This is a genomic window from Streptosporangium nanhuense, from assembly GCF_059358815.1.
In genome coordinates this window covers 97,338-109,615 of record NZ_JCADBG010000006.1, presented here as the reverse complement: position 1 = coordinate 109,615, position 12,278 = coordinate 97,338, and the positions used below count along the sequence as shown (strand labels likewise).

Here is a 12,278-nt window from a genome sequence, read left to right as displayed (position 1 = left end):
AACGGCACACAGTAGCCGATATTTCCCGGCAAACCGTTGACGTGCGGTCGATGGGAAGGTAAAGGAACCATGCCTCCCGGTCATCGAGGGGCAACAACCGGTCTAGACCAGATAATGGGGGTTTGCCGCCTGGTACCGCAACCCCCTACTTTTGGGAACATGTTGCTGGCCGAGCAGCGCCGACTGCTGTGTGAGTACGGCCACCGGGCCGCCACGACCGGACTGGTCGTCGGGACGGCGGGAAATCTCAGCGTGCGCGCGGGTGACCTGGTCGCCGTGACGCCCAGCGGGGTCTCCCTGGACCGGCTGGAGCCCGAGGCCTGCCCGGTCGTCGACATCGAGGGTCACCTCGTCGAGGGCGACCTGCGGCCGTCCTCGGAGACCCCCATGCACCTGGCGGTCTATACGGCCACCGGCGCGGGCGCCGTCGTGCACACCCACTCCGTCTTCGGCACCGTGGTCGCCACGACCATGACCGAGCTGCCGCCGATCCACTACAACGTCCTGCTGCTCGGCGGGACCGTCAGGGTCGCCGAGTACGCCACCTACGGCACCCCCGAGCTCGCCGCCTCCGTCAGGGACGCCCTCAAGGACAGGCGCGCCGCGCTGCTGGCCAACCACGGCGGGGTCACGATCGGCGACGACCTGGACGGGGCCTTCGAGGCGACCCGGCTGCTGGAGTGGCTCTGCGAGGTCTACGTACGGGCCAGGGGCGTCGGCGAGCCCCGCGTGCTCACCGAGGAGCAGCTCGCCGCGGTGGTCCGGCGCGCCTTCGACCCGCCCGCCTTCCCCCGCCGCGGGGACTGACCGGGCCCCGAGCCCCGGAAGGCCGTTCCTCGCCCTGAGAACCGACCACTCACGACCACCCGCCCGACCCGCCCACCTTTCCCCGCCGTGAGGACTGACCGCATGCCCCTGCAGCTCACCGGCGCCCCGAGCGATCCGGACCTCATCCGCCTGCCCTGGGACGTCCCCCTGGAGCAGTGGCCCGAGCACCGGCTGGTCTCCCTGCCGCGCGGCATCTCCCGGCACGTGGTGCGCTTCGCCCGCCTGTCGGGCAAGGTCTACGCGATCAAGGAGATCAGCGAGTACTACGCCAAGCGCGAGTACCGCCTGCTGTGGGATCTGAGCCGGATGGACACCCCGTCCGTCGAGCCGGTGGCCGTGGTCACCGGGCGCACCGACGCGGACGGCGAGCCGCTCGACTCGGCGCTGATCACCCAGCACCTGCAGTTCTCCCTGCCCTACCGCGCGGTCATGTCGGGGACCGTCCGGCCGGAGACGCTCAACCGGCTGCTCGACGCCCTGGCCGTGCTGTTCGTGCGGCTGCACATCAGCGGCTTCTACTGGGGCGACTGCTCGCTGTCGAACGTCCTGTTCCGCCGGGACGCGGGCTCCTTCGCCGCCTACCTGGTCGACGCCGAGACCGGCGAGCTGCACCCCATGCTCAGCGAGGGCCAGCGGCTGTACGACATCGACGTGGCCCACACCAACATCTTCGGCGAGATGCTCGACCTGGAGGCGGGCGAGCTGCTGCATCCCTCCATCGACCCCGAGCAGGTCGCCGACTCGGTCGTCCGCCGCTACCACCGCCTCTGGGGCGAGCTCACCTCCGACGACATCATCGACGAGGTCGACTGGCACATGATCGACCAGCGGATCCGCCGGCTGAACTCCCTGGGGTTCGACGTCGCGGAGATGATGGTCCGCCGCAAGGCGGGCACCGGGCGGCTGATCGTCCGTCCCAAGGTCGTGGACGCCGGGCACCACCAGCGCAGGCTGCTGCGGCTGACCGGCCTGGACGTGGAGGAGAACCAGGCCAGGCGCCTCCTCAACGACCTCGACTCCTTCCGCGTGTCGCACGGCCTGCGCCACGAGGACGAGGCGATCGTGGCCCACCGCTGGCTGGCCGAGGTCTTCCAGCCCACGGTGCTGGCCGTGCCCCAGGAGCTGCGGGGCAAGCTGGAGCCCGCCCAGTTCTTCCACGAGGTGCTCGACCACCGCTGGTACATGTCGGAGGCGGCCGGGAACGACGTCGGGCTGCCCGCCGCGGTGAATTCCTATGTGAAGAACATTCTTGTTTTCAAGCCGGACGAAAAGGCACTCATCTCCGAGGAACCAACGGGTTGATTTCCACCCGGGGTGTATAACTTCCCACTCGGTTGGTGAATCGTATGCCTTCTCCTATCAAAGCCCTAGTCAGGAAGGTCGGTCCCCGAGCGGTTTCCCTACGCTGACCGGGCGACGCTTGAAGTCGCTGGCGAGGGAGAGCACGTGCTCGGAATCGAAGACTGCCTCACCGAGGTAATGGCCATCCCCGGCGCCCTGGACGCGATCCTCATCGATCAGACCAGCGGGACCGCGGTGGCCACCGGCGGTGCGAGCCGCCACGCCGACGTGGAGAGATCGGCCGCGGGACTGAGCGAGACCCTGCGCGCGACGCTCGACGGGCTCGCCTTCGCCTCCCCCGGCGGTACGGTCCGGATCAACGACATGATCATCACCACGGACGGCGGCCACCATTTACTGCGGCCGCTGGAAACGCTTTTCGACGGCCCCCTGGTCATTTATGTCAGGCTCGATCTGGAACGCTCGAACCTGGCACTGGCCCGCCACCGCCTCCAGGCCCTTTCCGGCCGCCTGATATCGACGTGAGACCATGCCGAGCGTCGAGAACATCCTCAGCGGGCTCGCCGGCGACCACGCCACCGGCTCCCTGCGACTCGGCAGGGCGGGAGCCTTCTACCTCACCGACGGCCGCGTGACCTACGCCGAGAGCGCGGCCGCCCCCCGCCTGGAGGACCTGCTGGGCGCCTGCCGCGGGATATCCGCCCACGCCGTACGGCAGGCCAGGCAGGCCGCCGTCCGCCGCCCGCCGGACCCGCGGGCCCCCGGGCCGGCGGGGGGCGAGCAGCTGGTCGCGCAGGGCCTGCTCACCAGGGGGGAGCTGGAGTTCTGCGTGCTGAGCACGGTGCTCGACGCCGCGTACTTCCTGCTGCGGGCCACCGGTCACCGGCCCAGGTTCCGACGAGGGGAAAGGCACTGGCTCGGACCGCAGTGGTACTTCGACGCGACCGGCCTGCTCCGGGAGTGCGAGCGGAGGAGGGCGCAGTTGGAACAGATCTGGCCGTCCGCGGAGCTGGACACGCTCCCGGTCGTCCCGTTGAGGCGCATCAGCGCCCAGCGGGTGGTGCTGAGCTCGCTCCAGTGGGAGGTGCTGGTCGGCGCCGACTCCACGGCGACCCCGGCCGACCTGGCGCGCAAGCTCGGCCGTCCCGCGTACTCGGTGCTGCTCGCCGTACGGCAGCTCGCCTCGTCCGGGCTGCTCCGCGTGCCGGGGCCCGGCCCGTCCGAGGCTCCTCCGGCTTCCCCCGCGCCGGAGCCGGAGCCGGAGCCGCTGCCCAGGCGGACGAGGGGCGCCACGGAGATCCCGGCGACCGGAACGGGCTCTCCGGAGACGTCGGAGTGGCTTCCCAGGGCGAACGGGAACCCGGCCGACGTCAACCTGCTCATCCGGCTCAGGAACGCATTGGAGGCCATGACTTGAGCGACTTGAGCGACTTGAGCCCGGTCACATGCCGATAAGGCTGCGGACGCTGAAGCTGATCGGAAGGAGGATGCCGGTGGAACTGCGCGAGGAGATACGGCGCGAGATGGCGGCGCTGCGAGAGCGCATACCCGACGTGAACGGGAGCATCGCGTGCAGCGTCGACGGTCTGACGATAGCGAGCGACCTGGAGAGGGACAGCGAGCAGACCGGCGCGCTCTCCTCCGCGGTGCTGGCCCTCAGCCGCCGGATGACGAGCATGGCCGGCAAGGGCACCTTCGAGGAGACGTTGATCTCCGGCACCAACGGCTACGCGGCCTTCTACGCCGCCGGACCCAAGATCGTCCTCACGGTCCTGGCACGTCCGGGGACCAACCTCGGGCTGCTCAGGCTGGAGGGCCGCAAGACGGCGGCCAGGCTGGCCGCCGTCAGCTCACGCATATCGATACCCCAGTGATCGGAGACAGCAATGGGCAACATGGACGTCTCGCTCAAGGAGATGATGACGATCGACGGCGCCATCGGCTCGGTCGTCGTCGACTACAACAGCGGGATGGCGCTGGGCGCGCTCGGCGGGTCCAAGGATCTCGACCTCCAGGTGGCCGCCGCGGGTAACACCGAGGTCGTCAAGGCCAAGTTGCGGACCATGGAGTCGCTCGGCCTCAAGGACGGCATCGAGGACATCCTCATCACGCTCGGTACGCAGTACCACATAATCCGCCCGATCTCGGGCCGGAGCGGCAAAGGCCTGTTCCTCTACCTGGCCCTCGACCGGAACCGGGCCAACCTCGCGCTCGCGCGGCACGTCCTGCGCGGCATCGAGGAGAAGCTCGAGGTCTGATCTTCCGGTGCGGTCCGCGCCCCGGGAGGCACGGACCGCACCGGAGCCCGCCCTCCCCCCGGCGGGGAGGGTGGCGGGCGAAGGTCACCTCCCGGAGTCCGCCGAGGTGGTGAGCTCGTCGATCGCGTCGACGAAGGAGGGCCAGAGCTCGGCGGGCAGGTCGTGGCCCATGCCGGGGTAGGTGATCAGCCGGGCACCGGGGATCGCGCCGGCCGTGGCGATCCCGGCGGGCAGGGGGACCAGCGGGTCGTCCTCCCCGTGCAGCACGAGAGCCGGAACCGCGAGTTCCTTGAGCCGGGGCGCGCGGTCGCCGGAGGCCATGATCGCGGCCACCTGCCTGGCCGTGCCCGCCGGGTCGTACGACCGGTCGTAGCCCAGCCCGGCGATCTCGGCGTTCCACCCCCGGTCGAACGGGTAGCCGGGTGAGCCGACGGCCGCGCAGTTGTCCAGCGCCCGCCTGATCGCGCTCTCGCGGTCGGGCGTGAAGGCCGGCAGGAGCACGTCCGGGTCGGTCAGCAGGGCCGCCCGCGGGCTCGGGGTGGACATGATCGAGGTGAGGCTGCGCACCCGGTGCGGGTGGCGGATCGCGAGCGACTGCGCGATCATCCCGCCCATCGAGAGGCCGACCACGTGGGCCGTGTCCCGGCCGAGCGCGTCGAGCAGTCCGGCGGCGTCGTCGGCCATGTCGCCCAGCAGGTAGGGGACCTCCCCGCTCCCGTCGAGGGCGGGCGTACCCGCCTCGTCCAGGTGGGTGCTCTCGCCGCTGTCGCGGTTGTCGAAACGCACCACGTGGTGTCCCCGGTCCGCGAGCAGGGCGCAGAACCTATCGTCCCACTGGATCATCTGGCAGCCGAGGCCCGTGATCAGCAGGAGGGGGCGGCCCTCCGGGGAGCCGAAGGTGTCGTAGGCGATCTCGATGCCGTTCGCCGGGGCCCGCAGGGTCATGGCACTCCTACCGTCCGCGCTGGTTCCGCGGGACAGAATGCCATTCGGGGGAAAGCGCGGCACCGGCGGGGTGGGGCTCCACGAGGACTCCAGCGAGGACTACGGCGGGAGGGAGGCCCGGCGAGGACTTCGACGGAAGGGAGACCCGGCGAGGACTCCGGCGGGAGGGGGCCCGGTGGGACGGAGACCTCAGCGGGGCGAGAGCCCGGCGGAGGCTCCCGCGAGGAACTCCCGCGGGGCCGGGCTCCGGCTCAGCCCTCTCGGCTCAGCCCTTTCCCGCACCGATCTCGGCGGCGCGGACACCGGCGGCGACCACGTCGGCCGGGACGCGCATGGAGGCGGACTCGACCATGACCTTGGGCTTGCCGGCCCACGGCCGCACCGCGGTGCTCACCGGCTGGGTCTTCACGCCGATCCCCAGTTCCAGGGCCTTGGCGAAGACGACCGTCGGGGGCTTGGCCGGGGTGGTGTCCCTGCGGCTCCAGGCGCCGGTGGAGAACGCGACGGGGTGGTTCTTGATCCCCGTGCCGCCGCCCCACTTGGTGACCACGTACTTGACGTCGATGTGGCCCATGCCGCCGTTGCCGTCCACGCCGAGCGTGCCGGCGTTGAACGTTCCACCGGTCAGGTCGGCGAAGGTCTTGGCATCGATGTCGATCATGATGCCCTGGTTCGAGGGCGAGCCGGGGCCGCGGTCGCCGACGAAGAACTTGGCCTTCTTGCCCTTGTAGATGAGGTAGCCCTCGGTGAGCAGGGGCCAGCTCGGGCTGGCGATCATGCCCTTCTGCATGGGCTTGCCGCTCGCGGGAAGACCGGTGTCACCGGCCCGGCCGGAGGAGTCGTCCCAGAAGTAGGAGGCCGTGGTCGCGCCCTGGAGGAGGACGGACTCGGCGCTCGCCTTCGCCACGCCGACCTCGGGGTCGGCGGTGGCGGCGAAGCAGGTGGAGGCGGGCAGCGCCAGGGCGACACCGGCGGAGGCGAGGACGCTCGCGCCGACCAGGGTGGCGGCGGCGAGGCGGTTCCCGCGGGACTTGCTGTTGTGCCAGACGGACTTGCTCGGGCCGTTCTTGTGCATACCAAAGAAGAGGCGCATGGAGAAGAGGCTCTTTCGCGAGGGAACGGGGCGGCCAGGTGCGACACACCGAAGGGGTGCACTGGCGGGGACGCGCTCGTCGGAAAAGGGGGCGTAGCCGGAATCTCAGGCAATCGCTACGCGGAGCACGATCTGGAAGGTGCCGCTGTCAGGTGCGGCGAGAGGGTCGGGGGGACGGGGGATGGCGAGCTGTGTCGGGTCAAAGGGGGAGAAGTTCAGGTGGTCGGCGCGGACAAGGTGTGCACCGACGTGGTAACGCGGTGATCCATGAGGGGATCTCCTCTCCATCTCGTCTACCGGGTTAGCTGACGGGTTCGGGCGGTGGAGTTGCCCTACCGCCGCATGATCGCGGCGGATTCACCCCGAAAGAGTGGTTCCCCGGCCCCGAAGCCTCTGTAGGGCTCTCGGGATTCGACGTCGGCCGGCCGCTCCCTCTTGTGAAGGGCAGGTCGCCAACCGATAACAGTGGACACTACCTACCAAAACCGGACAAAGCAAAGCAAACACCATGAAAACCCCAGAAGATCTACCTGCAAGCTTCAAGGAAGCCTCATCGATCGCCCCGCCAGACCAACACCCGTCCTACCAGCACGGATGTCTCGACCATCCCGGAATTCACCTCGGGAGCCCCTGCCCAGAGCGCCTGCGTACGGGGGTCAGCCCGGCGAACCCGCCCCTCGCGGATCCGCCCCGGAACGGCCCGTCCCAACCCGGGGGTTCGCGCCCCGAGGTCCGCGAAAGGTAAAGCCCCGGGGTCGATCAGTCCCACCAGAACGACCAGGCGTTCCTGCCCTTGATCTGCTCGGCGTAGTCGATGAGGTTCCCCGCCCCCTGGATGATGCTGTCGGGGCAGAACGTCCAGTGCTCCGCGGCGATGTGCAGGGCGTGCTCGGAGGTCGTCGGAGGCGCGGCGACGCTGAGGTCGAGGGTGTTGAAACCCATGCCGACCACCCGCACGCCGAACCTGTCCTCCCAGCTCCGCACGACGGCCGCGAGCGGGACCATCCACTCGTTGTGGTTCAGGGCGCCCTGCCAGCCCATGACGGCCAGGGCGTCGGCCCCCCGCTCGACCGCGACGAGCCCGAGCGGGGTCCTGCGCTCGGCCACCAGCCCGGCGTACCAGTCGGCGACCACGCCGGGGTCGGCGGCGAGCCTTCCCGCGGGGGCCGGGCCGGGACACTCGGGACCGAAGGGGTCGAGGAGTTCGAGCTGGTCCACGGTGGCCTTGGCGATCCAGTCGGACCACACCTCGGCCATGAACGCGGCGGCGTGGTAGTTGTCGATCTGACCGGCCGTGTCCGGGGCGATCTGGCCGGCCGACCAGGGCTGGACGGAGTCCTCCAGCAGCACCGGCCACAGGCCCGACCGCTCGTGCTGGGCCCTCAGCCGGGCCCAGTACTCGCCGGAGACCGCCACCTCGCTGAGCCAGAACGCCGGACGGCGACGGACTGCGAGCTGAGCGTAACCGGGGTCGGGCCACACCACGTCTCCCGGCGGCAGCTCCACCGAGAGCCTTCTGCCTCCACCCGCGCCGATCCCGTCACCACCCTCGCTCCCGTCGACCCCATCGGCCCCATCGGCGAACAGCTGGCCCAGAACTGGCGGAAGTCGCTCACTCTCGCAATCGCCCATATCTACCGATCCGATCCTGACCACGGACCAATTTTGGCCTGTCAACCATCCCGAGGGACAGTTCTGCCCTGGTCCAGGCAAAAATTATCGGTAGAGGAGAGAAACGGGGCCGGGCGGGTGCCCTCCCCCACCGTCCCTCTCCCGCCTGCCGTCGCCCCTCACCGAGGCACGCCTCCCGGTGAGGAGCGGCGGAGCGACGCCCCTCCCGCCCCCGCCCAGGGCCTTCGCGAGCGCCCCCGCCGCCGGAAGTGGATCACTGATCGGTTGTGCACTGCAAAACGTTGTGCTGCAAAGTGGCCGCGGGGCGGTGTACTCGCCTACCTTGACCAGGTATTCGATTGCCGGAGCACACTGGGAGGCCGCGATGAGTGAGCCCGCTCCCGACCGCAACCAGTCGGCCTCGCTCCGGCGCGCCCTCTCCGTCCTCTCGCACGTACGCGACCACGCGGGCGCGGGCCACGGCCTGTCGCTCACCCGGCTCGCCGAGGCGCTCGGCCTGTCCAAGAGCACGGTGCTCCGGCTGACCGCACCGCTCATCGAGGCCAGGCTCCTGGAACGCGACCGCAGGAGCGGCGCCTACCGGCTGGGCAGCGGCGCCCTGCACCTCGGGCAGGCCTACCTGTCCACCCTCGACCTGCGGACGGTGGCCGCCGAGGAGTCGCACCGCCTGATGGCGGAGGCCAGGGAGACCGTCCACCTCGTGGTCTACGACCCGCCCGACGTGGTCTACATCGACAAGGTCGAGAACGAGACCAACGTGCGCATGGCCTCGCGCATCGGCAGCCGCAACCCCGTCTACCGCACCGCCGTGGGCAAGGCGATCCTCGCCTGGCAGCCGGAGGAGGCCGTCGAGGAGATCGTGGCCGCCGGGATGCCGCACGTCACCCGGTACACCATCACCGACGCCGCGCACCTGCGCGCCGAGCTGGGCCGGATCCGGCAGCGGGGCTACTCGGTCGACGACCGCGAGAACGAGCCCGAGGTGCGCTGCGTCGCGGCGCCGATCTTCAACCACAACGACGTCGCCACCTCGGCCATCTCCATCTCGGGCCTCACCTCCCGGATCACCGCCGCGCGGGTGCGAGACCTCGGTCCCCTGGTGGCCGAGGCGGCCCTGCGCATCTCCAGAAAGCTCGGGTCGACCCGATGATCGACGAAGCCCGCCCGCCGACTCCCTAAGGACCCGTTTCCCATGACTGATCTGGTAACGCTCGGTGAGAGCATGGCGCTGTTCACCGCGCGGCGCACCGGCCCGCTCAGGCACGCCCGCGACTTCGGGCTCGGCGTGGGCGGCGCGGAGTCGAACGTGGCCATCGGCGTCGCCCGCCTCGGCGGGGGCGCGGCCTGGATCGGCAGGGTGGGCGCCGACGAGTTCGGCGAGCTGCTGCGCTCGACGCTGTCCGGTGAGGGCGTCGACGTGCGGGGGATGCGGGTCGATCCCGGCGCGCCCACCGGCCTGATGATCAAGAGTAGGCGCACGGCCGAGATGGTCGACGTTCGCTACTACCGCTCGGCGAGCGCCGGATCCCGGCTGCGCCCCTCCGACCTGGACGTCTCGCTGATCCGCTCGGCACGCGTGCTGCACGTCACGGGCATCACGCTCGCGCTGTCGGCCTCCGCCGCCGAGGCGGTGCGGGCCGCGATCGCCGAGGCGCGCGACGCGGGCGCGATCGTGTCGATGGACGTCAACTACCGGCGCGCCCTGTGGACGCCCGCCGAGGCGTCCGCCGCGCTGCGCGAGACCGTGGCCTCCGTGGACGTCCTGTTCGCGACCGAGGCCGAGGCCCGGCTGGTCGTCGAGGGCGACGACCCGCTCACCCTGGCCGGAGCCCTGTCGGACCTCGGCCCGCGCCACGTCCTCATCAAACGCGGCGCACTCGGCGCGATCGAGCTCTCCGACGGCGCCGTACGGCACGCGGAGCCCTACCGGGTCGTCGAGCTCGACCCGGTGGGCGCCGGGGACGCCTTCGCCGCGGGCTGGATCGCCGAGACCGTCGCCGGGGCGACCCCCGAGCGGCGGCTGGCCACGGCCTGCGCCGCGGGGGCCTTCGCGGTCACCGCCGACGGCGACTGGGAGAGCCTGCCCCGCCGCGCCGACCTGGACCTGCTGCGCCCGGCCGGCACGAACAACACGTCCGACACGGCCGACACGGTCGACACGGTCAGCCGCTGACCCGTGCTCGTGCCTGTGCCCGTCCCGGGAGCGGCGGTTCGCGGTCCCCCGTCCCGGGAGCGGCGGTCCGCGGCTCGCGGCTCGCGGTCCGCGGTGAGACGCCGGGCCGGCGGCGAAGGCGCCTTAGTCGATCTTGCTGAGGTCGATGACCACGAGCTGGTCTCCGAGGCGGTAGCTGATCAGCCGCCCGCCGCCTGTCTGGGGGTACGGCACCTGGATGCCGTTGTCCTTACCCGGACGGACCCCGAGCTCGCCGGACCTGCCGGTGACCAGATCGTGCAGAGCGGCGCCGCCCGGCCTTCCATCCTTGAGGTAGGGCGAGGTGTGGAAGCGATCCACGGCCCGGCCGGGCATCAGGCTCAGCCTGAACGGCGGTTCCATCTCGCGGGAACCGTCGCGCAGCCGATAGAAGGACCTGCCGTCGGCCTTCCTGCCGACACACGCGGTCAACTCGCAGTGCACGGCACGCTCACCGGGATTCACCAGGGCCGTGCGTTTCTCCCCGGTCTCCACGTTGAGCAGTTCGGCGAAGATCGCCGCTCCGGAGTGGTCGTACCTCCCGCTCGCGCCGACCCACGGCCAGCTCATGATGTGATATCCCTCCGCGCCCGCCACGGGCTCCACCGTCCCGCCCCCGAGGGGAACGGTGAAGACGCCGTCGCTTCCCCTGAAGGAGAAGGCGATCCTGCCGTCGCCGGTCACGGCCGGCGGGTCGAGCGCCCCGCTCCCGTTCCCCCCGCCGTTCCGGTACGAGGTCACGCGCCGGGCATCACCGCCGGCGAGCGGGGCCGCCCACAAATCCGTGATCTCCCCGTCGCCGCTCTTGCGAGCCGTCCACCAGGCCACCTGTCCGGCGCCGACGGTGAAGTCGGAGGCGAACAGCACCGTCCGCTTCGGTGTGGGAACGTCGGTGATCTTCCGGGTCTCGGCGCTGTCCATGTCGTAGGCGTAGAGAGCGTCGGACTTCTCGAAACTCGACCAGGTCTCGACGAGCAGCGTGCGGTCGTCGATGAGGGCCTGCGGCCGGAGCTCGCGCCCGTCGGGCAGCAGGGCGGGAATCTTCCTGACCGCCTGCGGCCAGACCTTCTCGACAGGGTCCGGAATCTCGGACACCTCACCCGGAAGGGACGGCTCCACGGGTCCGGCGCTCGACACGGCCGTCGGATCCGCCGCCGTCGGGTCCGGGTGGTTCGCGACGCCGCGTACCACCACCCCGGCCCCGACCGCCACCACCGCCACGGCGACGGCCGCGACCGCGGCCCGCGCACGCGTCGCGCGACGCCGGGAGCGGGTCACGATGTGCGCCGACAGGCCGCTCGGCGCGTGCGGCGCGCGCTCGGAGGCGTGGCCGAGGGCACTGCGGAGGTCGTCTTCCAGGTCGCCGTTCATCGGGTGCTCCCGTTGGTCGCTGCGGGATGGGGTATGGCGGAGCGGAGCCTGTTCAGGCCGAGCGACGCGTGGCTGCGGACGGTCCCCCGGGAGATGCCGAGAACACCGGCGATCTCCGTGTCGGTCAGCTGCTCGTAGTAACGCAGGACGAGTACGGCCCGCTGCTTGCGGGGCAGGACTTCGAGCGCCCGCCAGAGCCCCTGCTCCACGTCGGAGGGCAGCACGTCCAGATGCGCCCTTTCCGGAAGGTCCCAGCTGAGGCGCTCGCGACGGCGCAGCCGCCAGGTGCTGACGTGCAGCCGAGCCATGATCATCCTGGTGTAGCTCTCCGGGTCGTGCTTGCGGCGCACCCGGGACCACGCCCTGTGCAGCCGGATCAGCGCCTCCTGGGTGAGATCGGCCGCGTCATGAGGGTCGCCGCTGAGCACGTAGCCGTACCGCAGCAGCGCATCCGCCCGCTCAGCGACGAAGTCCGCGAAACGGGATTCGTCATCCAATTGCCTTCGCCTTTACGAGTCGATCGCGACTTGTCGAGTCCGTCACAACTCAGACGGACTCGGCGGCGAAACTGTTGAATCCCGGGACGAGGGACTTCGCCGGCCGTTGGCGCGGGGGCGCGGATCTTGGCTGCCGCGAATGGCTACGATTGCCGCATTCG

13 protein-coding genes and 1 riboswitch are annotated in these 12,278 nt (G+C 70.7%); of the genes, 8 read left to right on the top strand and 5 right to left on the bottom strand.

Translation table 11 applies throughout. From position 1 onward, the window contains the following. The first annotated feature begins 159 nt into the window (after positions 1-159). The 6 genes from AC5L38_RS14050 to AC5L38_RS14025 all read left to right on the top strand — a co-directional run bounded on the left by AC5L38_RS14050 (position 160) and on the right by AC5L38_RS14025 (position 4,388). Positions 160-807, top strand: coding sequence for a class II aldolase/adducin family protein (locus AC5L38_RS14050; RefSeq protein ID WP_495243221.1), 648 nt, complete (start codon positions 160-162; stop codon positions 805-807). Positions 808-909: 102 nt separating this feature from the next. Next, the gene (locus AC5L38_RS14045) at positions 910-2,130 is read left to right on the top strand and encodes a DUF4032 domain-containing protein (protein ID WP_495243220.1); all 1,221 of its coding nucleotides are present in this window, start codon (positions 910-912) and stop codon (positions 2,128-2,130) included. 144 nt (positions 2,131-2,274) lie between these two features. Continuing rightward, entirely contained in the window at positions 2,275-2,655 is a 381-nt protein-coding gene (locus AC5L38_RS14040; RefSeq protein WP_495243219.1) for a roadblock/LC7 domain-containing protein, read from the top strand. A 4-nt stretch (positions 2,656-2,659) separates the two neighbouring features. After that, positions 2,660-3,547 carry a hypothetical protein gene (locus AC5L38_RS14035; protein WP_495243218.1) on the top strand — a complete coding sequence of 296 codons (888 nt, stop codon included), beginning with the start codon at positions 2,660-2,662 and terminating at the stop codon, positions 3,545-3,547. Positions 3,548-3,623: 76 nt separating this feature from the next. Continuing rightward, positions 3,624-4,004 carry a roadblock/LC7 domain-containing protein gene (locus tag AC5L38_RS14030; RefSeq protein ID WP_495243217.1) on the top strand — a complete coding sequence of 127 codons (381 nt, stop codon included), beginning with the start codon at positions 3,624-3,626 and terminating at the stop codon, positions 4,002-4,004. A 12-nt stretch (positions 4,005-4,016) separates the two neighbouring features. Further along, on the top strand, positions 4,017-4,388 hold the full coding sequence (locus tag AC5L38_RS14025) for a hypothetical protein (protein ID WP_495243216.1): 372 nt from the start codon (positions 4,017-4,019) through the stop codon (positions 4,386-4,388). Positions 4,389-4,472: 84 nt separating this feature from the next. Here AC5L38_RS14025 and AC5L38_RS14020 read toward each other — a convergent pair whose 3' ends face one another. From AC5L38_RS14020 to AC5L38_RS14010, 3 genes are all read right to left on the bottom strand, one after another. After that, positions 4,473-5,333: an alpha/beta fold hydrolase gene (locus AC5L38_RS14020; RefSeq protein ID WP_495243215.1), complete on the bottom strand. Its 861-nt coding sequence runs from the start codon at positions 5,331-5,333 to the stop codon at positions 4,473-4,475. Between the two features lie 265 nt (positions 5,334-5,598). Next, positions 5,599-6,426, bottom strand: a complete 828-nt coding sequence (locus AC5L38_RS14015) for a hypothetical protein (RefSeq protein ID WP_495243214.1) — start codon at positions 6,424-6,426, stop codon at positions 5,599-5,601. Between the two features lie 275 nt (positions 6,427-6,701). Beyond that, a riboswitch (cyclic di-AMP (ydaO/yuaA leader) is annotated at positions 6,702-6,852 on the bottom strand. Positions 6,853-7,185: 333 nt separating this feature from the next. After that, positions 7,186-7,932: a DUF4253 domain-containing protein gene (locus tag AC5L38_RS14010; RefSeq protein ID WP_495243213.1), complete on the bottom strand. Its 747-nt coding sequence runs from the start codon at positions 7,930-7,932 to the stop codon at positions 7,186-7,188. 490 nt (positions 7,933-8,422) lie between these two features. On the opposite strand from AC5L38_RS14010, the gene AC5L38_RS14005 reads away from it, so the two are divergent. Together AC5L38_RS14005 and AC5L38_RS14000 are read left to right on the top strand one after the other, a co-directional pair. Beyond that, a complete protein-coding gene (locus AC5L38_RS14005) occupies positions 8,423-9,208 on the top strand; it encodes an IclR family transcriptional regulator (protein ID WP_495243212.1) in 786 nt (261 codons plus the stop codon). A gap of 42 nt (positions 9,209-9,250) precedes the next feature. Beyond that, positions 9,251-10,231, top strand: a complete 981-nt coding sequence (locus tag AC5L38_RS14000) for a sugar kinase (RefSeq protein WP_495243211.1) — start codon at positions 9,251-9,253, stop codon at positions 10,229-10,231. A 123-nt stretch (positions 10,232-10,354) separates the two neighbouring features. Here AC5L38_RS14000 and AC5L38_RS13995 read toward each other — a convergent pair whose 3' ends face one another. Together AC5L38_RS13995 and AC5L38_RS13990 are read right to left on the bottom strand one after the other, a co-directional pair. After that, positions 10,355-11,620, bottom strand: coding sequence for a TolB family protein (locus tag AC5L38_RS13995; RefSeq protein WP_495243210.1), 1,266 nt, complete (start codon positions 11,618-11,620; stop codon positions 10,355-10,357). Then, positions 11,617-12,117, bottom strand: coding sequence for a SigE family RNA polymerase sigma factor (locus AC5L38_RS13990; RefSeq protein WP_495243209.1), 501 nt, complete (start codon positions 12,115-12,117; stop codon positions 11,617-11,619). Before AC5L38_RS13990 ends, AC5L38_RS13995 begins: the two co-directional genes overlap by 4 nt. Positions 12,118-12,278 lie beyond the last annotated feature (161 nt).

Coding starts and splice junctions, on each gene's coding strand:
- AC5L38_RS14000 (WP_495243211.1), top strand. CDS start 9,251: ATGACTGATCTGGTAACGCTCGGTGAGAGCATGGCGCTGTTCACCGCG.
- AC5L38_RS14015 (WP_495243214.1), bottom strand. CDS start 6,426: ATGCGCCTCTTCTTTGGTATGCACAAGAACGGCCCGAGCAAGTCCGTC.
- AC5L38_RS14045 (WP_495243220.1), top strand. CDS start 910: ATGCCCCTGCAGCTCACCGGCGCCCCGAGCGATCCGGACCTCATCCGC.
- AC5L38_RS14005 (WP_495243212.1), top strand. CDS start 8,423: ATGAGTGAGCCCGCTCCCGACCGCAACCAGTCGGCCTCGCTCCGGCGC.
- AC5L38_RS13995 (WP_495243210.1), bottom strand. CDS start 11,620: ATGAACGGCGACCTGGAAGACGACCTCCGCAGTGCCCTCGGCCACGCC.
- AC5L38_RS14020 (WP_495243215.1), bottom strand. CDS start 5,333: ATGACCCTGCGGGCCCCGGCGAACGGCATCGAGATCGCCTACGACACC.
- AC5L38_RS14025 (WP_495243216.1), top strand. CDS start 4,017: ATGGGCAACATGGACGTCTCGCTCAAGGAGATGATGACGATCGACGGC.
- AC5L38_RS14050 (WP_495243221.1), top strand. CDS start 160: ATGTTGCTGGCCGAGCAGCGCCGACTGCTGTGTGAGTACGGCCACCGG.
- AC5L38_RS14035 (WP_495243218.1), top strand. CDS start 2,660: ATGCCGAGCGTCGAGAACATCCTCAGCGGGCTCGCCGGCGACCACGCC.